The organism is Shimia sp. FJ5 (assembly GCF_032918335.1).
Classification (GTDB): Bacteria; Pseudomonadota; Alphaproteobacteria; order Rhodobacterales; family Rhodobacteraceae; genus Shimia; species Shimia aestuarii_A.
Genome location: NZ_JAWJUV010000014.1, coordinates 1 through 18,876, shown reverse-complemented (window position 1 = coordinate 18,876; position 18,876 = coordinate 1). Strand labels below are relative to the sequence as shown.

General features: G+C 60.7%; 25 protein-coding genes. 11 read left to right on the top strand and 14 right to left on the bottom strand.

The features are described from left to right. Positions 1–107 precede the first annotated feature (107 nt). The 6 genes from R1W01_RS18265 to R1W01_RS18240 all read right to left on the bottom strand — a co-directional run bounded on the left by R1W01_RS18265 (position 108) and on the right by R1W01_RS18240 (position 3,943). Complete coding sequence (locus R1W01_RS18265) at positions 108–389, bottom strand: helix-turn-helix domain-containing protein (RefSeq protein ID WP_297754100.1); 282 nt, start codon at positions 387–389, stop codon at positions 108–110. Positions 390–524: 135 nt separating this feature from the next. Next, positions 525–1,049: a L,D-transpeptidase gene (locus R1W01_RS18260; protein ID WP_411028182.1), complete on the bottom strand. Its 525-nt coding sequence runs from the start codon at positions 1,047–1,049 to the stop codon at positions 525–527. Between the two features lie 140 nt (positions 1,050–1,189). Next, positions 1,190–1,747 (bottom strand): methyltransferase family protein, encoded by a 558-nt coding sequence (locus R1W01_RS18255; RefSeq protein WP_220800873.1) that lies wholly within the window; start codon positions 1,745–1,747, stop codon positions 1,190–1,192. Further along, entirely contained in the window at positions 1,744–2,661 is a 918-nt protein-coding gene (locus R1W01_RS18250; protein ID WP_317275458.1) for a cation diffusion facilitator family transporter, read from the bottom strand. Before R1W01_RS18250 ends, R1W01_RS18255 begins: the two co-directional genes overlap by 4 nt. Then, complete coding sequence (locus tag R1W01_RS18245) at positions 2,651–3,406, bottom strand: transglutaminase family protein (protein ID WP_317275462.1); 756 nt, start codon at positions 3,404–3,406, stop codon at positions 2,651–2,653. The genes R1W01_RS18250 and R1W01_RS18245 overlap by 11 nt, the downstream gene beginning before the upstream one ends. Before the next feature lie 108 nt (positions 3,407–3,514). Then, positions 3,515–3,943 (bottom strand): MerR family transcriptional regulator, encoded by a 429-nt coding sequence (locus R1W01_RS18240; protein ID WP_013959865.1) that lies wholly within the window; start codon positions 3,941–3,943, stop codon positions 3,515–3,517. Positions 3,944–4,114: 171 nt separating this feature from the next. Between R1W01_RS18240 and R1W01_RS18235 the strand changes: the two genes are divergently transcribed. From R1W01_RS18235 to lnt, 10 genes are read left to right on the top strand one after another with little or no spacing between them, the layout of a single operon-like run. Continuing rightward, a complete protein-coding gene (locus tag R1W01_RS18235; protein WP_317275457.1) occupies positions 4,115–4,717 on the top strand; it encodes an SCO family protein in 603 nt (200 codons plus the stop codon). A gap of 5 nt (positions 4,718–4,722) precedes the next feature. Beyond that, positions 4,723–5,145 (top strand): disulfide bond formation protein B, encoded by a 423-nt coding sequence (locus R1W01_RS18230; RefSeq protein ID WP_009503838.1) that lies wholly within the window; start codon positions 4,723–4,725, stop codon positions 5,143–5,145. Next, on the top strand, positions 5,142–5,801 hold the full coding sequence (locus R1W01_RS18225) for a DsbA family protein (RefSeq protein WP_289091437.1): 660 nt from the start codon (positions 5,142–5,144) through the stop codon (positions 5,799–5,801). Before R1W01_RS18230 ends, R1W01_RS18225 begins: the two co-directional genes overlap by 4 nt. Positions 5,802–5,824: 23 nt before the next feature. After that, a complete protein-coding gene (locus R1W01_RS18220; RefSeq protein ID WP_317275456.1) occupies positions 5,825–6,292 on the top strand; it encodes a copper chaperone PCu(A)C in 468 nt (155 codons plus the stop codon). Continuing rightward, positions 6,292–6,918 carry an SCO family protein gene (locus R1W01_RS18215; protein ID WP_317275455.1) on the top strand — a complete coding sequence of 209 codons (627 nt, stop codon included), beginning with the start codon at positions 6,292–6,294 and terminating at the stop codon, positions 6,916–6,918. Before R1W01_RS18220 ends, R1W01_RS18215 begins: the two co-directional genes overlap by 1 nt. After that, on the top strand, positions 6,915–8,288 hold the full coding sequence (locus tag R1W01_RS18210; RefSeq protein WP_317275454.1) for a M23 family metallopeptidase: 1,374 nt from the start codon (positions 6,915–6,917) through the stop codon (positions 8,286–8,288). The genes R1W01_RS18215 and R1W01_RS18210 overlap by 4 nt, the downstream gene beginning before the upstream one ends. A 3-nt stretch (positions 8,289–8,291) precedes the next feature. Then, a complete protein-coding gene (locus R1W01_RS18205; protein ID WP_317275453.1) occupies positions 8,292–8,747 on the top strand; it encodes a DUF411 domain-containing protein in 456 nt (151 codons plus the stop codon). Between the two features lie 12 nt (positions 8,748–8,759). Beyond that, positions 8,760–9,542, top strand: coding sequence for a ZIP family metal transporter (locus tag R1W01_RS18200; RefSeq protein ID WP_106268349.1), 783 nt, complete (start codon positions 8,760–8,762; stop codon positions 9,540–9,542). 28 nt (positions 9,543–9,570) lie between these two features. Next, the gene (gene lspA / locus R1W01_RS18195; RefSeq protein WP_317275461.1) at positions 9,571–10,029 is read left to right on the top strand and encodes a signal peptidase II; all 459 of its coding nucleotides are present in this window, start codon (positions 9,571–9,573) and stop codon (positions 10,027–10,029) included. Continuing rightward, the gene (gene lnt / locus R1W01_RS18190) at positions 9,996–11,603 is read left to right on the top strand and encodes an apolipoprotein N-acyltransferase (protein WP_317275452.1); all 1,608 of its coding nucleotides are present in this window, start codon (positions 9,996–9,998) and stop codon (positions 11,601–11,603) included. The genes lspA and lnt overlap by 34 nt, the downstream gene beginning before the upstream one ends. Here lnt and R1W01_RS18185 read toward each other — a convergent pair. Together R1W01_RS18185 and R1W01_RS18180 are read right to left on the bottom strand one after the other, a co-directional pair. Then, positions 11,584–12,096, bottom strand: a complete 513-nt coding sequence (locus R1W01_RS18185; RefSeq protein ID WP_106268353.1) for a murein L,D-transpeptidase family protein — start codon at positions 12,094–12,096, stop codon at positions 11,584–11,586. The genes lnt and R1W01_RS18185 overlap by 20 nt on opposite strands. A gap of 63 nt (positions 12,097–12,159) precedes the next feature. Then, on the bottom strand, positions 12,160–14,514 hold the full coding sequence (locus tag R1W01_RS18180; RefSeq protein ID WP_317275451.1) for a cation-translocating P-type ATPase: 2,355 nt from the start codon (positions 14,512–14,514) through the stop codon (positions 12,160–12,162). A 182-nt stretch (positions 14,515–14,696) separates the two neighbouring features. Here R1W01_RS18180 and R1W01_RS18175 point away from each other — a divergent pair, with 182 nt between their 5' ends. Further along, the gene (locus R1W01_RS18175; RefSeq protein ID WP_317275460.1) at positions 14,697–14,981 is read left to right on the top strand and encodes a hypothetical protein; all 285 of its coding nucleotides are present in this window, start codon (positions 14,697–14,699) and stop codon (positions 14,979–14,981) included. Positions 14,982–15,028: 47 nt separating this feature from the next. Here R1W01_RS18175 and R1W01_RS18170 read toward each other — a convergent pair whose 3' ends face one another. The 6 genes from R1W01_RS18170 to R1W01_RS18145 all read right to left on the bottom strand — a co-directional run bounded on the left by R1W01_RS18170 (position 15,029) and on the right by R1W01_RS18145 (position 18,713). Next, complete coding sequence (locus tag R1W01_RS18170; RefSeq protein ID WP_317275450.1) at positions 15,029–15,691, bottom strand: L,D-transpeptidase; 663 nt, start codon at positions 15,689–15,691, stop codon at positions 15,029–15,031. Between the two features lie 291 nt (positions 15,692–15,982). Next, a complete protein-coding gene (locus R1W01_RS18165; protein WP_411028181.1) occupies positions 15,983–16,504 on the bottom strand; it encodes a c-type cytochrome in 522 nt (173 codons plus the stop codon). After that, the gene (locus R1W01_RS18160; protein ID WP_317275448.1) at positions 16,497–16,991 is read right to left on the bottom strand and encodes a DUF411 domain-containing protein; all 495 of its coding nucleotides are present in this window, start codon (positions 16,989–16,991) and stop codon (positions 16,497–16,499) included. The genes R1W01_RS18165 and R1W01_RS18160 overlap by 8 nt, the downstream gene beginning before the upstream one ends. Further along, entirely contained in the window at positions 16,991–17,275 is a 285-nt protein-coding gene (locus tag R1W01_RS18155; protein WP_317275447.1) for a hypothetical protein, read from the bottom strand. Before R1W01_RS18155 ends, R1W01_RS18160 begins: the two co-directional genes overlap by 1 nt. Before the next feature lie 3 nt (positions 17,276–17,278). Continuing rightward, positions 17,279–17,455, bottom strand: a complete 177-nt coding sequence (locus R1W01_RS18150) for a hypothetical protein (protein WP_317275446.1) — start codon at positions 17,453–17,455, stop codon at positions 17,279–17,281. 481 nt (positions 17,456–17,936) lie between these two features. Further along, a complete protein-coding gene (locus R1W01_RS18145; RefSeq protein WP_411028180.1) occupies positions 17,937–18,713 on the bottom strand; it encodes a multicopper oxidase family protein in 777 nt (258 codons plus the stop codon). Between the last annotated feature and the right edge of the window lie 163 nt (positions 18,714–18,876).

Here is an 18,876-nt window from a genome sequence, read left to right as displayed (position 1 = left end):
CCAACTCCTGGCGCATATCTCGCCCCTCGGATGGGCGCATATCCTGCTCACAGGCGAATACAGGTGGAAAACCAGGTGATCTACGGGCTTCGGGTGTCATTCTGCACTCAGCCGGAGCAGACCCCAATCACATGCGCGCGCAAACCCTTCAAGCGGATCAGCTTCCGCCGTCGCGCACGCCTGGTATCTGCCGTCCGCTGTGCATTTACGCCGTAGTACCCATTCAGATACGACAGCTCTTCGTCTTGGAATCCGTTGCGCTTGATCTCGCGATAGACAGTCGAGCGATGTCTGCCGATCACTGCCGCGATCTTGCTCACCGGGATCTTTGCATTCAACATATCCTCGATTGCGCGCCGCTCACGCAAATCCAGTTCTGTGTGGGCCATGTCCGTTCTCCTTGCTTTTCAGCAAGATAGGGGATTTGTCGCAAGCCAGTTTAGAATGTGCCCCTACACTCCAACTGGGCTGATAAGGTTTATTATGTAAAAAGTTTGGAAGTATCAGCCAACTTTCCTTGGCAATCAAAATATCCTGACTTGGGTTCCCACTTCTGCCAGAGCAAAAAGTTCAGCAATGTGCTCGTTGTAGAGTCCAATACAGCCGTTTGATGATTGCCGACCGATTTTGCGCGTGTCACCGGTTCCGTGCACCCGGTAATACTGCCACGACAGATAAAGTGCGTGTGTTCCAAGCGGGTTGTCAGGACCCGGCGGCCAATAGTCAGGCCACTCGGGGTTACGCTCTTTCATTGATGGAGTGGGCCGCCAACTCGGCCCCTCCACCTTCCTTATAACCTCTGTATATCCTCGGCGGGTCAACTCTTCCGATGCAGGGACACTCGACGGGTAGAGTTTGTAGACACTTTCGTCTTCCGACCAATACTGGACTGCACGCGAGTCGATGTCGCACAAAATTGCACCGTGCTGAAGGTTATCGAAGTGGTCTTGCCAGGGATCCGCACTAAAGGACGAAATATTTCTGCGTACCGCCGAGGGCTCCTGCTCCTGAGCACGGAGAAGGGAAGGTGCTGCCAGAAGTCCGATCATAGTTGTCGAGACGAACTGGCGTCGTGTTTTCAGTGTTTTTGTCATATGCCTTGCCTCACTCTTTTGTTGGCTGACGGATACGACCTCTAGAAGCTAGAGGTTCAACTGAAAAACGATGACGTTCTCGTGAGGTCGCGAGTTTACAGGTAACGACGCGTTTCAGCGCAATAATCGCGATACTTGGAGCCGTATTGTTCATTCAGCCACGGCTCTTCTGCGAGCGGGGCAAGGGCCAGCGCGGCAACTCCAACGATGACGATAGCCCAAACCCAAGGTGAGGCGAAGAGAAGACCAAAGCCTATCAGGATGGCCATGTCGGCAAGGTATTGCGGATGCCGAGAGAAACGGTAGAGACCCGAAGTGATCAGCTCGTCTTTCGCACCGCTGGTGGCTTTCAGTCCAATGCTGAATGCCCCCCACCAGACAATCAGATTTCCGGTTGCGATCAAGAACGGCCCGACCGCCCAACGGAGCGCGTTGGTCATAGAAGCGGATTTCCAATCCAAAATGCCCAAACCGATCACCGCCCCAAACACGGCCAATGTGAGTCCCCATGCAATGTTTGGTATGACTGAATGCTCTCTGTTTGGAGGCCAGATGCGCTTGGACGGGCGGGCGATCGACCAAAGGAGCGCACCAATCAAAACCAGACCGGACAGCAGGCCAACGACTACTAGTATGCCTTGGGCAATCGTCATGAGCGGTGTCCGAACACCTGCGCCTCCTGATGCGCATTGTCGCTCGCTTCGAATTCAAGCGTGGAATGCTCGATTGAGAAACGTTCATGCAGCACCGATTTGACGTTTTCTTTAATCTTGTCGGCCTCACCCATCCGTTCGCGTTCGACGACAATATGGCAGTCCAATGCCGCAGCGTGCTCCTGCATTTGCCACAGGTGGACATGATGCACGTCCACAACGCCATCGACACTCTGGATCGCTCTGACCACGTCATTTCCATCAATATCTGGTGGGCTCCCAAGCATCAGGGTTCGAATTGGGCCCCCTATTTCGGTGAAAGACAAATACAGGATGTAGAGCGCGATGCCGATGGTGATGGCCGGATCAACCCAACGCATATCATAGAGTATTATGAGCGTCCCGCCGACTATGACGGCCACTGAAGCCAACGCATCCGAAAGGTTGTGGAGAAAAAGCGCACGAATGTTCACGCTCCCCTTCTGCATCGAATAGGTCAGCATTGCGGTCAGCGTGTCGACTACAAGCGCGATTCCACCGAGAATGACGACGGTCCACCCCATGACTTCGGGTGGATCAATCATACGCATGCTACCCTCGTAGATCAGGTAGAAGCCGATCACGATCAGGGTGGTATAGTTGATCAGGGCCGCCACGATTTCGACCCGGCCATAGCCGAAGGTCATGCGCTCATCGGCCGGGCGGCGCGCGATCTTGCGTGCGGCGAAGGCAATGACAAGCGAGGCCATATCGGAAAAGTTGTGCAGCGCATCGGCGATCAGTGCCAGACTGCCCGAGAATATGCCCCCGACGACTTGCGCAACGGTAAGTAGCCCGTTTGCCCAGATGGCGATGGCAACCCGCCGGTCCCCAGAATTCGGATCGATATGCGCGTGCCCGTGGTCATGTGGCATTGGCAGACTCCGCGTGCGCGTGTGTCGCGCGTCGGTCAGTCTTCAGGCGGCCGCTGCGGAAACCACGTACGCGCGCATTCATCCAGTGGCGTATTATATGACGGTAAAGGGCGCCACGCAGCCATCCAAAGGATTGCTCATGGGACAAATAGAAGGCGTCCGGCGTATCGTACACGCCAAAATCTTGCACAATGCCGGTTTTCTGAATGTAGGTATCTTCTCCGTTCCAGGCGACGGGAGGCGCGCCAAGACAATCCGTGCCCGCGCCATAACCGCAGAGACTGTCCGTGTCCGAGAAAGACGTTTGCAGGACTTTGAGGAAAGCGTCATCCAGGATGAAGCCTTCGAAATTGATCCAAGCACCTTGATATTCGATCTCAACCCATGAGTGGAGAATTTCCTGCGGAGCAAGCGGATACACCAACTCTGGGACAACACCGCGCTGCAAGCCTTTGTGGATCGTAAACCCATGCAACCGGCAACGAATGCCAACACCACGCAGCAGCGCCATCAAGAGCGTCCCTTTGGTATTGCACTGCCCATAGCCGTCGGAAAGCACATCCGACGCGGGGATGTCGTCGGCTCGATTGTATCCGAACGCGATTTCATTCCGAACGAAATCATAGGTAGCTCCGATCCGATCGTATTCGGATAAGCCGCGCCAGCCGCGGGTCTCAATTAGATGCGCAAGAGGCGCGGCATCAAAATCCAGTAGTTTGGTGGGTGCAAGTAGGGGGTCGGTCATCTGCAACGGAGTCGCTCCTCGAATCGTCTTGGAACAAGACTAATTGCTATAGTCACTGTAGCTTCAACCCTTTGCTCAAAGATTTCCACCTTTGCCCCAACTTTTGACTTATGCCCCGATTTCCTCGTGCTCGGTCAGGCATTCCGAATGGTCCCGCAACACCTCAAGCACCTTGCAATCTCCCGTCCGCCCGCCGCTGCATTCGTGAACCATGCGTTTCAGTTCCGTGCGCAGCGCCTTCAGGCGGGCCATGCGCTGCTCCACCTGTTTGAGCTGGCGACGCGCGATGGCATCTGCCTCGTCGCAGGGGCGGTTGGGATGGTCGCTGAGGTCGAGCAGCTCGCGGATCGCATCGAGCGAGAAACCGAGTTGCCGCGAATGGCGGATGAAGGACAGTCGGTCGAGCTGTGCATTGTCGTAGCGCCTCTGTCCGCCTTCGGTCCTGCCAGGTTCGGGCATGAGCCCAATCTGTTCGTAGTACCGGATGGTCTGCACCTTTGTGCCAGTCTTCTTTGACAGAGTACCGATCGTGAGCATTTTCGCCTCCATGAAAAAGATACAGTTTGTGTAGGTTTTGCCGTCGGAATAAACAAGTGTCGGATTCACAGACGCGTGAGTTCAAGCTATACCATGATTTCGTGCTTGAACCTCTAGCGGCTAGAGGATGTATCCGCACATGCATTAAGAATCAAAAACAGGCGAACAGGATTGTCCCTTACATCGGCACAGAAATTTCTTTGGGTTTTGGCAGGCGTGGCAGCGCTTGCCTTCGTATGGCTTTTGCTATGGTCCGATTATCGTGCCGATAGCGCCCGAACCGACGCCGAGCCGCCTTTTTTCGCTGAGTTCGAACTGACGGACCACCAGGGTATGGTTCAAACCGAGGAGGACTTTGCGGGGCGCTGGATGCTGGTTTTTTTCGGGTTTACCAACTGCCCCGACGTCTGCCCGACGACCCTATCTGAGGTCGCGGCGGTGATGGACGGTCTGGGCGACGATGCCGCCAAGGTCCAGCCGATTTTCATAACAATCGACCCTGAACGAGACACGCCCCCAGCACTCGCCGAATACGTCCCGCTGTTCGATGCGGGCATCATCGGGCTGACGGGCACGCCGGAACAGATCGCCGCCACGTCCGAGACGTTTCCAATCTTCTTTGAGCGCGTCGAAGAGGCCGCAGCGCCGGATGGGTACACCATGGGCCACACGTCGCATCTGTTCCTCTTCGACCCCGAGGCAGGCTTTGCCGACTCCTGGCCCTACGGCACCTCCGCCGAAGAGATCCTCGCCGATCTGGAAGAGAGGATCTGACCGACATGAACCGTATGTCCGGAGAAACAGCCCTCGGGCTGGCGTGGATCATCGCGCTCGTTGCCTCACTTGCCGTGCTTTTTATCGGCGAGGTGCTGGGGCAGACGCCCTGTGTGCTGTGCTGGTTCCAGCGCGCCTTCATGTTCCCCTTGGCCATTATCCTCGGGCTGGGCCTGTGGTGGCGGGACGGCCGTGTGGGGCGCTACGGCATCGCATTGGCGCTTGGCGGCGGCGCAGTCGCCCTGTGGCACATGGGGCTGTACGTCGGTCTTGTTCCCGAACGCATCCAGCCTTGCACAGCCACCGGCCCCTCTTGCACCGATGACAACCAACTGGTCTTCGGCGTCCCTATCCCGCTGATGGCGCTCGTCGCCTTCGCGCTGATCGGGGCGCTGTCGGCCCTTTCATTGAAGGACACACGAACATGAACCGACGCGGCCTGATCCTGTCCGTTCTCGCCCTCGGCGTCGCCGGTTTCGGCGGAGCCACCTGGTTTGCAACCCGCCCCGGCCCGGTGGCCGAAGCGGAGCCTGTTGCTCCGGAACTTGCTGAGGCGATGATCCGCCCCTACTCGCCCATCCTCGGACCTGCGGAGGCGCCCGTCACGATCGTCGAATTCTTCGATCCGGCCTGCGAGGCCTGTCGCGCCTTTCATCCCATCGTGAAGGACATCATGGCCGAGCATGGGGATGCTGTCCGCGTCGTGATCCGCTACACGCCCTTCCACGGCGCGGCATCCGAGGAAGCGATCCGCGTGCTCGAAGCGGCGCGCATGCAGGACGTTTACGTGCCGGTGCTTGAGGCCGTTCTGCGGGAACAGCCGAGATGGGCGTCGCACGGTGCCCCGGCGCCTGGCCTGATCCTTCAGATCGCCGCCACGGCCGGACTCGATGCCGAGGCCGCGCGCACGCAAATGCTGGCACCCGATGTCGTGGCGATCCTGAACCAGGATCGTGCTGACGTCGAGACCGTGGGAATTCGCCAGACGCCCACATTCTTCGTGAACGGCATGCCGCTCGATCCATTCGGAGAGGCAGAATTGCGTCGTCTGGTGGCTGCCGAAGTCGCTGCCGCGCAAAGCTGAATGGAAAGGGCAGGATCAGAACGATGAAAAAGTATATTTTGACCAGCACACTGGCGGCGCTTTTGACCCTTGGAGGGTTCTCAGCGCCCGCGCTGGCCGGACCCGAGGATGTTGTCGTCGAGAACGCGTGGTCCCGCGCCTCCATCGGGATGAACCGTCCCGGGGCCGCTTACATGACGATCCGCAACACTGGCGACGAGCCAGTGACGCTGATCGGCCTTGCAACACCGCTCGCGATGATGCCCGAAATTCACGAGACGAAGACAAATGCCGAAGGTGTGAGTTCCATGAGCCCGGCGGGGGAGCTCGCGATCGCCCCGGGCGAGAGCGTCGCGCTCGAACCGGGGGGCCTGCACGCAATGCTGATGCGGCTGCAAGAACCGATGACGGAAGGGGACACCTTTCCGCTGACCCTGCTTTTCGAAGACGGAGGCGAAGTGACGGTCGAGGTGCCGATCCTCGGAATCGCCGCGCGGGGGCCAGAGGACTGATGCGGCGACGGGCGATCCTGGGGTACGGCGCGGCTGGTGTCGGGGCGGTCGCCCTGATGCTCTTCGTCGGTTGGTGGCAGGTCGATGGATTCGGTGGACCCGAACCTGTCGGGCAGCGGCCTGTGGCCCTGACCGAGATGGATTTCCGTCTGACGGATCATGAGGGCAACGCGGTCGGGCCAGAAACCCTGATCGGCCGCCCGACGATGGCGTTCTTCGGCTTCACCTACTGTCCCGATGTCTGCCCGACCACGCTCTCGGACATTTCGGGATGGCTCGACGATCTGGGAGACGAGGCCGAAGAAATGAACGTGGTTTTCATCACGGTCGATCCCGAGCGCGACACTGTAGAGGCGATGGCCGAATATGTCGGCTACTTCCATCCTGAGATACGTGGCTGGACGGGACCGGAGGAGCAGATCGCGCGCGTCGCGGACGGCTTCCGCGCTACCTACGTGCGGGTGCCGACGGAAAGCGGCGATTACACGATGAACCACACCGCGAGCGTCTTCCTGTTCGCAGCCTCTGGGCGGTTCGTCACCATGATCGACTATCACGAACCCAGAGAATTCGCGGTGCCGAAAATTCGCCGCGCGCTGGCAGAAGAAATGGAGGGGGCGACATGAGGCTCAGAACTTTGGCGGCGGGTGTCGCAATTGCGGGGACGGTTTCGGGAGCGGCTATCGCCATCTCTGATTTCATGTCGAAAGAACCCGTGCCGCCGGAACTTGCCCAGGCAGGTAGCTGGATGCCCCAAGGTCCTGAAGCCCCCCAGAACGTTGACATCCTCGTGACGCTGCCCGCGACGGCATGGGCAGAGGATGCACCCGACCTCGGCCCCCTGCCCCTTCTGCAGGTCGCGTTTGCCGACAGGCCGGTAAGGGCGATCGAGCCACCGCTGTCGACGTGGTCGCGCGACATTGCACCTGGCGAGACGCTCGATTTCTTGCTGTCCGAAGCTGGACTTGCGGCACCTGACAGAGCCGAAGTTGCCCTCGCGCTTGGCGCGGAATACGATCTGCGACGGCTGCGGCCGGGGCACTCGGTCACTGTCGCTTTCACCGTGGACGGCAGCCCCCGCACCGTCTCACTCGCCGTCGAGGACGGGGTTCGGATCGAGGTGGTTTTCGGCGAGCAGTTGTCTACGCAGGTCGTGGCTCCGGATCCGGAGATCGTAACCCTTGCCGGCGAAGCGGTGATCGACAGTTCAATCTTCGCGGCACTCGACGAAGCCGGCATACCCGCCCGTTTTTCCGTGGACCTTGCGCAGATGCTGGGTGGGACCGTGGATTTCCGCCGCGAGATGGCCGGTGGCGAAACACTAAGGCTTCTCTGGCGTGAGGCGCGGGTCGGCGAGGACAGGATCGGACAGCCCGAACTCGCCTTCGCCGCACTGGAGATCGGCGGTTCGCTTTACGAGATCGTATGGCCGGACGACGGCAGCGGTCAGGCGACGATCTACGTCGATGGCGAGGTGCTGCGCGTCTTCGCACAGCCGGTCGAGGGTGCGCGCCTCAGCTCGGTGTTCGGACGCCGCACGCATCCGGTCTTTGGCAACGTCCGGATGCACACCGGCGTCGATTTCGCAGCGGCACGTGGGACACCGGTTCAATCGACGGCACCGGGGCGGGTCAGTTTCATCGGCTGGCGGGGCGGCTATGGTCGCGTGGTCGAAATCTCGCACGGCTCCGACACCATGACGCGCTACGCGCATCTGAGCGCCGTGCCGGATGGCCTGGCACAAGGCCAACGCGTTGCGGCGGGAGATGTGATCGGCCGCGTCGGCGCGACCGGCACGGCGACAGGTCCGAACCTACACTACGAAGTCCTCGTGGATGGGCGCCCGACTGACCCCCTCTCTGACGACCGGCTCGCCGAAGCGGCCGAGAGCGAAGCGGATGATACCACCGCGCTCTCGCGTCTGGCCGAGGCGCGCGCGCTTCTGAATCAAAACCTCGGCAGCGAGATTGCCGAAACGACAACCGAAAGGCTCTGACCCATGAAACGCATGACCCAAGCTCTGGCAATCACCCTCGCCCTGTTACCAGCGGCCCAGGTCCTCGCAGAGGCAACGGCGATCGAGGTCCGCAAGACGAACGGTTGCGGCTGCTGCCTCTCGTGGATGAAACATCTCGAAGAGAACGGGTTTGTGCCGACCGGCCAGGACATGTTCGGCGGGCTTCTCGTGCGCTTCAAGCTAGACAACGGCGTGCCGCAGCGCATGGTCTCCTGCCACACCGCGCTCATTGACGGCTACGTGATCGAGGGCCATGTACCGGCCGCTGACATCCGCCGCCTTCTTGATGAGCGCCCGGACGCCGTCGGCCTCGCCGTTCCGGGGATGCCCTATGGCTCACCCGGCATGGGGCCAGAAGACGACCGCGAGGCCTATGATGTCTTCCTCATCCGCAAGGACGGGTCGACGGAAGTCTTTTCGAGCTACGCCGAAGGATAATCTGGCCCGCCCATGGAAAATCTGTCTCCGATAATGCTCGGCTTTCTCGGAAGTCTCGCCGCCGGATCGCTCACAGCAGTCGGAGCAGTTCCCGTGCTGTTCGGGCGCATCCCGTCTCGGGCCACACGCGATCTGTCGCTCGGCTTCGCTGCCGGTGTGATGCTCGCCGCTTCTTTCTTTTCGCTGATCATCCCGGCATTGGATGCGGCAGAACCAATGTTCGAAAACGGCGCGATGCCTGCGGCCATCGTATGCGTCTCGATCCTTCTGGGCATGGGGGCTGTCGCCCTGATGAACGAAAAGCTGCCGCACGAACACTTCAGGACGGGACGCGAAGGGCCCGAAGCGGCGTCATTGCGGCGGGTCTGGCTGTTCATCATCGCGATCACGATCCACAACTTCCCCGAAGGCCTCGCGGTCGGGGTCGGCTTCGGATCCGGAGGTATGGAGGGCGGTCTGCCGCTCGCCATCGGCATCGGGCTTCAGAATGCGCCCGAAGGACTGGCCGTCGCGGTGTCCCTGTTGGGCGAGGGATATCCGAAGCTGCGCGCCTGGGGCATCGCGGCGCTGACGGGCATGGTCGAGCCGATTGGCGGTTTGCTCGGGGCCGGCATCATCACACTGTCGGAACCGCTGCTGCCATGGGGACTGGCCTTTGCCGCGGGCGCAATGCTCTACGTCATCAGCCACGAAATCATCCCCGAAACCCATCGCAGCGGCCATCAGAACAGGGCGACGCTCGGTCTCGCAGTCGGGCTCGTTCTGATGCTGTTTCTCGATGTCTGGTTGGGGTGAGGCAATGTCACTCAACAAGGTATCTCCGATGATCGGCGTCTTCGCAGCGCTTACTGCTTTCGCGATTGATCAGATCACCAAAGCCATTGTCGTTGCGAATGCCGCCAGTTTAAGCGCTGGGATTTCCATGTTTGCCGGATTCAACCTCGTCTTTTATCGTAATGACGGCGTGACTTTCGGGATGCTGGGCGGCGCGCCGTGGTGGAGCCTCATCGCTCTTGCTCTTGCCATTTGTATCTGGCTGGGGGTTATGCTGTTTCGCGCCGAAAATGCGGTCGAAACGCTTGCCTATGGCGCGATCATTGGAGGAGCCCTGGGCAATGTCATCGACCGTGTGCGGTATCGGGCTGTAACAGACTTCTTGGATTTCTACATTGGCACAACACATTGGCCTGCCTTCAACATGGCCGATGTATTTGTCGTCGGTGGCGTGGGGCTCTTGCTCGCCGCGCCATGGATCAGCGCGCGACGTCCGATCAAGTCGTGAAGCCGGAAATTCTGAACCGCATCGCTCTACGCCCCCGTTTGCTTTCGCGTATGACGCTTGGTTTCGCCGCCGGGGCGCTGACCGTTCTGACTTTCCCGCCTTTCTCGCTTCTCCTGCTCGTTCCCGTTGCCTATTCCGCGTTCTTTGTCGGTCTTCGCGATCTCTCCCTCGGGCGTGCTTTCCTCGTCGGCTGGGCGTTTGGTCTTGGCCAGTTCGGTTTCGGGATTTCGTGGATTGCAGAGAGTTTCTACGTCGAGGCCGAGCGGTTCGGGGCGATGGCGATCCCGGCCGTCGCGGGATTGTCCGCAGGTCTCGCGATTTTCCCGGCCATTGCCGCCGTGCTCTTCGCCGAAATCGCGCGGCGCGGAGCCCTGGGCAATCTCCTGGCCTGCCTCCTGTTCGCGACCTTCTGGACCGTGGCCGAGTGGTTGCGTGGTCACGTTCTGACAGGTTTTCCGTGGATCCTCGCCAGCTACGCTCTGGTCGATTACGCCGCTTTGCGCCAGCCCGCCGCCTGGGTCGGAAGCTATGGGCTAAGCTTTCTCACCGTGTTCGTCGCGGCACTTCCCGTCGCGGCTGTCATGGCGTCCGGGCGGCAACGACTGACCATCTCGCTCATGGCGCTGGCCGGCATCGCGACGATGTGGGCCGTCGGCACACTTCGCCTCCAGTCGGATACAGAACAGCCACCCGGTGTGGAGCTGCGCATCGTCCAGGGCAACGTTCCCCAAGAGGAGAAATGGGCGCCCGAGAACCGCGAGGCAACCTTCGCGCGTTATCTTGAGCTTTCAACCCAGCCCGGCGATTTCGACGTTCTTCTCTGGCCGGAAACCGCCTTTCCGGGTTTCCTCGATGAGGATACGGAGGCACGGGCCCGCATTGCCGCAGCGCTACCAGACGGCAGGGTGCTGCTTACCGGTGTGCCGGACCGTGTACCGAGCGAGGATGGCACCCGATATTTCAACACGGTTCAGGCATTTGACGAGACCGGCGAGATCCTGACCGGATACGCGAAACACCATCTCGTACCCTTCGGCGAATACGTGCCATTCCGTGGCTGGTTGCCCATCGAGCGGCTCACGGCGGGTCTGGGCGATTTTACGCCCGGACCGGGCCCGCGAACGCTTGCGCTTCCGGGTGTGCCGCTGGTCGCCGTGGCGATCTGCTATGAGATCATCTTCCCAAGCCATGTGGTCGACGACCTGTTCAGGCCAGACTGGATCTTCAACGCCACCAACGACGCCTGGTTTGGCACCAGCATCGGACCTGAGCAGCATCTGGCTTCCGCACGTATGCGCGCCATAGAGGAAGGCCTTCCTGTAATTCGAGCCGCAAATACGGGCATCTCTGCGGTCATCGACGCGAGCGGAGAGATCGTTGCGCGGCTCGATACCGGCGAAACGGGCATCATCGACGCTAGCCTGCCCTCCGCGCGACCGCCGACACTCTACGCGAGCTCCGGGGACTGGATGCTGTTGGCGCTCATCTTGGCTTCGTGGGGCTGGGCAATGGCGGCCAATGCGACGGCTCACTACCGCCGCATGAGAAAGACCGTCATGCAAAGATGTGGATAGGTGTTCCGTCTTTCACCATTGCATAGATGTCCTCGATCTGCCGATCTGTGACCGCGATGCAGCCAGCTGTCCAGTCGCGGACGTCCGTTGGGTCGATGCCTGGGCGTGGACCACCATGGATGAAGATGTCGCCGCCAGGGGAAAGGCCCTGCGCTTCAGCAAAGGCGATGTCGGCCTCATTCGGATAGGAGATGCCAACCGAAAGATGATACGTACTGTCGGGGTTGCGCTTATCGACTACGTAAGCGCCCTCAGGGGTCCGGCCGTCTCCCTCGAATTGCTTGTGACCCTCAGGAGCGAAACCCAGCCCGACCGGATAGGTTTGCAATACGCGATCGGCTCCGTCGAGAACAAGCAAGCGCTGTCCCTTGTAAAGCCGAACACGGGTCACCTCGGGTCCGCCATAGCTGCGGAACTTGCTGGCACAGCCGGACAAGAACGCTGCCAACCCGCCCAACAGGACGGCGCGGCGGGGAAATCGGATGGTTTTCACTGCTCGATGCCTCTTTCGTGAGGTCTGATATGGACATTACGTTACCTTGCAAATGCTGCGTGATCAATGTCCGTGGGCCAGCGCGGCCTTTGCCATCTGTGGACCAACCTGTTCACCGCCGGACGGCGGTGCCTTGGCCACTTGGCTGTTCAGCAGGCGCAAGGCGTTGGCCACCACCAGCAATGACACTCCTACATCGGCTGCAATAGCGCCCCACATCGATGCCACTCCGAAAGCGGTAGCGACAACGAAAACGCCCTTGGTCGCCAAGGAAATACCGATGTTCTGATGGATAATCGACATTGTCCGGCGCGAATGACCGATCAGCCAAGGCACCTTCCCGAGGTCGTCGGTCATCAGGGCAATATCAGCCGTCTCGATTGCCGCGTCCGAACCAACAGCACCCATCGCGATGGCGTAATGCGCACGTGCCATGGCGGGGGCGTCGTTCACCCCGTCGCCGATCATGGCCACCATGTCATGCGTTTCGACCAGTTCTTCGATAGCTGTCACCTTGTCTTCGGGCAGAAGCTCGGCGCGGACCTCGTCGATGCCGACCTCGGCTGCAACGGCGCGCGCTGTCCGCTCGTTGTCGCCCGTCAACATGACGATGGTCTTCACGCCCTGCGCGTGGAGCTGTGCCACGATGCCCTTGGCGTCGGGGCGAATACGGTCGCGCAATTCCAGAATGCCCGTCACACCGGATTCATCGCCCACGGCAACAAGGGTGCTGCCGGCCCCTTCGATGCGGTCGCGCAAATCCTTCGGAATGGCGCCGCCGAAACCCTTCTCCTCGGCAAACCGGTCCGACCCTAGCCAGATCGACCGGCCGTCAGTGCGTCCTTCAAGTCCCCTACCGGGAACGGTTCGGGTATCTTCCGCGGCGGACACCTTGATGCCGTCGGATTCTGCCCGCGCGAGAATGGCGCGCGCCAAGGGATGCGAGGAACGTGCCTCCAGCCCAGCGGCGAGGGTCATCAGATCTTGCGCCGATGCTTTGCCCAGCGGATGCACCGCCGCCACCTCCGGCTCGCCCATGGTGATCGTGCCGGTCTTGTCCATGGCCAGTGCAGTGGTCTTGCCCGGTGCCTCAACATATGCACCGCCCTTGATCAGCACCCCAGCCCGCGCTGAGGCGGTGAGTGCGGCGACGATGGAGACCGGTGTCGAGATGACCAGAGCACACGGGCAGGCGATCACCAGCAGCACGAGTGCATTGTAGAACCAATAATCCCAGGCCCCACCGAAAATGAGCGGCGGCAGCAGGGCAATTGCAATGGCGAGAGCCATGACGATAGGCGTGTAGATGCGGGCGAACTTCGCCACCCACTGCTCCACCGGCGCGCGGCGGGCATGGGCGTCACCGACCATGCGGATGATCTTGGCCAACACGGTATCCGAGGCGGCCTTCGTGGCGCGCACCGTCAGTGTGCCTTCGCCGTTGATCGTACCGGCATAGACTTCGTCGCCCCGTTCCTTTGGGACCAGCGCACTCTCTCCGGTGATTGGCGCCTGATCGACGGCCCCTACCCCATCGACAACCTCACCATCCAATGGGATGCGGTCTCCGCCGCGCACGACGAAACGTGCGTTGATAGCAACCGCAGAAGCCGGAACGTCCGCTTCCGAACCGTCATCATAAAGAACTCTTGCCGTCGGCGGCGCGAGGTCGAGCAGAGCTGAAACCGCATTCCTCGCACGCCCGACGCTCCAGCTTTCGAGGTAGAGCGAGAGCGAGAAGAAGAACGCGACCGTCGCCGCCTCGAAAAATTCGCCGAGGCCAATTGCACCCGCGACTGCGACGACCATCAGCAGGTTCATGTCTGGCGACAGCCGCCGTGCGGACGACCATGCCTTGGGTGCCACGAGCCAGACACCGAACAGGATCGCAACCGCGAATAGCCCTGCCTCGACCAGTGGCATCGGCGCTTCGCCGTGCCCTGCGAAAAGGCCGAGTGCCCCGCCCATGCCGGTCTCGATGATGTGCCACAGGAAACCCGCAGCCCAGAAGCCGCCACTGAGCGCCGTAAACAGCCGCTGGCGTGCAAGATGGGCCGCTTGGTCGACCGACGCGTTTTCGGCATCCCAGGGCTTGGCGGTCATGCCGGTGCTTGCGACCAGTTCTGCAATTTCGCCGTCCGATACGCTCTTGGCGCTGTCGAGAATAGTCATCCGTCCATTGATCACGTCGAACGCGAGATGCTCGGCCCCGCCGATCTTCGGGCCGACCACCTTGTTCAGGATTGCTACCTCCTCGGCGCAATCGAGGCCGGACACCTGAAAACTGCGCCCGCCCGCTGGCGCGGGCGTCGTTGGAACGATGTCGCCGCACGTTCCGGCGCTCCCGCAGCAGCTGCCGCCGCTTGTCTGGGCATCTTCGGCGTGATCGTGATCGTGACGGTGGGTGTCGGACGGCATGAACGGACCTCTGGATTCGGGTGCTTTGCCATGACATAGCCCCTACAGTAGCTAGAGCTTCAAGAGCAAAATACGGTGGTATTTCAGTTTGTTTTATTGCTAGAGGGTGCAGTGACCGGCTCTATCAATCCTTGAGGCATGAAAAGCCGATGCAAAGAAAAACAGACACGAAAGGAAGCTTGATGCGGGTTTTGATGCTGAAGCAAAAAATAATGTTTGCAGTGGCGCTGTCGCTTACGGCCGGGTGCGCAATCCAGCCGACTGGACCGGGCGACTCGGCAGACCAGCCGGGCAACGTTCCCGAAGCTGTGATTGCAATGGCTGCCCCGGATCAGGATGTTGCAACCGCGCGCTTGGTGCCGGAAGACGGGTGCTACTGGTACGAACACAGCGGCCCCGTTGAAACGACCTTGCTACCGCTGCGCACGGCGAACGGCAATCCGATCTGCGTCGCGCGGGAAGCGTGACGACGACCCGCACGTCACATCATTTCGCTCAAAGCTAATTACCCCATTCAACTTCTCGCGGTAACACTGTCCTCAGCCGAATAAAGATGTGCTGTCGACCCAATCTCGACGTTCGGATAAAGCTCGTTGATGTGTGCCATAACCATCCGCACGCAACCCGAACTCGCGCGACCGCCGATGCTTCTCGGATAGGGTGTGCCGTGTATCCGAAGATAGGTGTCGCGATCTCCGACATAGAGATAGAGCGCCCGCGATCCCAAGGCGTTTTGAGGGCCGGGTTCCATCCCGTCGGCCCATCTTGCATTTTCGGGATCCCGCTCGATCATATTCTGTGTCGGTGTCCAGTGCGGCCACCTGACCTTGCGCCTGATGGTATAGACTCCCGGCTCGTAGAGGTTGCCCCGCGCGATCGCCACGCCGTAGCGCATCGCGGTCCCACCCTCCTCAATGTGGTAGAGATACCGCGCGACCGCATCGACATGGATGTCTCCCGGCACGAGGCCGTACTTCGCGTCGACACGCTGAGGCAAGAAACGTGGGTGTAGTCCCCAAGGGTTTGACGTGGCCGGATCGAAGCCGGGCGGGCTGACTTGCGCGTCCCATTCAGCCTTCTGCGCTTCGGTGGGCCAGCTATCGGCAAACACAGGGTTGGCCACAGTCGCCGAAAAGAGCGCTGTTGTCGTTTGAATAAAGTGTCGTCTTGTCAGCATGTCATACCCTTTCGGTTCCCACCGGCGATCAATGGCAAGAACGATATACATTCTCGTCGACTAGATAGGACTTCTAGTGGCTAGAGGTTCAAGGGCAAATTTTCGTGAACGCATGCACGCGACCCTGGTAGCACATGCTTGCCTTGCGGTCGGGTTAACGGCCAACTAGGTCAGGTCCGAATTAGCCTGGTAAAGCGGGAGTCTGGGGGCGGAGTAGGACAGATATGTCGAATTGGTCCCCCGGTGGATCGGCTTTCGTCGAAAGATACTATCCTGACACCCTGTCGATCTTCACCCGCCCGTGTCATTGGTTGACACTTCGGCTTGGAACTCACGTTGTCGCTCAGGCCAGGTGCTCTTGATGTAGACGAGGATCGCCGCGATCTCTGCGTCTGTCAGATCCTCTCCGAAGGCCGGCATGTCGCTCTCGTATCCCGGCACGACGGCCCCGACCCCGCCTTTGGTGATCTGAAAAAGCATGCGGTCTGAATGGTGCCAAGTGTGGCCGGTTTCGTCATGCGGTGGGGCCGGCATTCTTCCCGTGTCAAGACGCCGACGCCAATCGGGCTGGCCTTCGAGGTTCGCACCATGGCAAATGGCGCAGTTCTCAGCATAGAGCTGTTCACCCGCAGCGACTTCGGCTGCGAAGACGGGTTCTCCTAGAAACCTGAGTCCCTCGACAAGCGGATCCGCCGGTTCCGATTGGGCCAGCACCACAAGGCCGGTGGTTGCGAGCGCGGACACAATAACAGCCAGTTGCACTGACCGCCTGATCGCACCCTTCGCCAATCGGTTTTTCGGCCCCTTATTCATCGGCATAGACTGAAACTCCCTCTGGGCCAAAGGCGTAGGTCCTGAGCGTGCCTGTCTTGGCCGCAGACATCCCGGGTGCGTTCGCGGGCATTCCCGGCAAGGTGATACCCGTTATCGCCGGACGGGTTTCCAGCAGCCGATCAATGATGTCGACGGGGACGAGACCGCTGACATAGTAGCCGTCGATCTCGGCCAGGTGGCAGCCGATGCCCTGGGCGGGCACACCGACTTCGACCGAGCGTTTTTCGAAGTCGCGGTCATCCACACGCGTAACGGTAAAGCCGTGTTCTTCGAGGTAATCCCCATAGGCATCACAGCAGCCGCAGCCCGGATCGCGCCAGATGGTGATCTGCCTTTCGCTGCCCGCCAGATCGGACGCCATATCGCCTGTCGCTTGCGCCCAGGCCGATGTGGACAGGCCCACCATTCCGACAATGCCGCTACCAATCAGACCAAGCGCGTTTCTTCTCTGCATCATTTTCTCCATCATAGTTCTCCTGTTTCGATCCAGGTTGCGCCGCCGTCACGGCTGATTTTCAAGATGCCGCCCAACAGGGCAGCGATGTAGGTCTCGTCTCTGGGATGAACCGCAACGGCGGTCGCAGCTATGCTGGCCCGCTTTTGCCAGATGACTCCGCCGTCCTGCGATGCCCAGAGGCCCGAAGGCAGCGCGGCATACATCACTTCCGGCGCCGAGGGGGCACTGGCCAGCGACAGGATCGGTTCACCGCCTGGCAATGGCGCTTCGGACGGTGGGGCTTCACCCGCCACCAATTAGTCCATCGCGTTGCCTGGCTGCACGTCCTGCCAGCGACAAAAGCAATCGGGCACCCGCGCAAGGCCAACCTCGGTGCCCGCATAGATCCAGATACCGCCCATGCCGGTCTCAAGCTCGACCGAAGCCAGAGCAAGAGGATCGCGCTCTGCGTCGTCGAGCCAGGGGCGGTCCATGGCGAGCGACCAGGTTGCACCGGCGTCCTCGCTCTTCCACAATCCGTCGCGCGAACCGAGGCATAGATCATGTCCGAGTTCCGCGAGGCGATGACAATGGCATTGATCTCTCCGTCAGGCAGCCCAGCGTCGCTGACGCGCCACGAAGCGCCCCCATCTTCGGAAATGCTGACACCGCCCACGGCGAGCCCCGCAACCACACGGCCGGACCGGTCGCGATGGGTCGCCAGCGACAGCACGTTCCCCGGTGTCTCTGCCGCGGTCCAAGTCCGGCCGTCATCGTCACTGACGAACAGCCCTCGACTCGCCAGCAGAATGGTATCGCCATCAAAGGCAAGTGCCGCTGGATCACCATCGCTCGCCGCGAGTGCGAACCTCGACAACATCGAAGCGACGCCGATACTGAGTGCCGCGGTGAGTACCTTGCGCCGGTTTGGCCGACATCCAATCTCAATCGACTTCAATCTGTATGCTCCTCTGCTCATGCGACGCGGATCACGCCCATCATCCCGGCCGCCTGGTGCTCGAGGATGTGGCAATGGAACATCCAGTCTCCGGGATTGTCGGCGACCAGGGCGATTTCGACCTGCTCGCGCGGCGCGATCAGCACGGTGTCCTGCCATTCACGGAATTCGGTCGGCACGCCATCGCGGCTGATGACGCGGAAGGAGTGGCCGTGCAGGTGGATCGGATGGTCGAACGCCGTGGCGTTCGTCATCTGGAGGACATGGCTCGCGTCGCGCTCCAATGTCAGGAAAGGATCGAGCATGTGCCCTTCGGCCGCGACGCCATTGACGAACCACATGCCGCCGCCCACAACGCCACCCATCATACCGCCCATCATGCTGTCGGACTGGCTCAGGCCCATCTGGCGCTCGACCATGGCGCCCATCATGCCCCCGGTGAACAGGATTTCATGACGACGGGCTGCTTTCAGATCAGGTTCGATCAGCGGATTGGCTGGAAGGGCAATTTCCCATTCCGGCGGCGTGGCACGCAGGGGCGTTTCGTCAAAGACGACATCCAGCAGGTTGAATTCATTGTCACGATAGGCGCGGTCGACGATTTGCAGCCTGGTTCCGGGGTCGGCAGGGCAATCGAGCATGATGTCCGCACGCATCGCCGGGCCAAGAACTACGACACCGTCAGGCGCGGCGTGCGGGGTGACCGGCTGGCCGTCGAGCGCAATGATGCGCGCGGAAAGGTCGCCGAAGTCGAGCGCGAAGATGCGGGCGTTCGCGGCATTGATCAGCCGCAACCGGATACGTTCGCCTTGCCGCACCGCGAAGACATCTGGGGGTCTGATGCCGTAGAGTGCAGAATCCTACGCTAAGCTTCGAGAGCTCGTTTTCCGAGATCGCATAGATTGCCGTTGGAAACGACATGCCGGTAGAGTGTGACCGGTTTGATCCCCAGTTCCT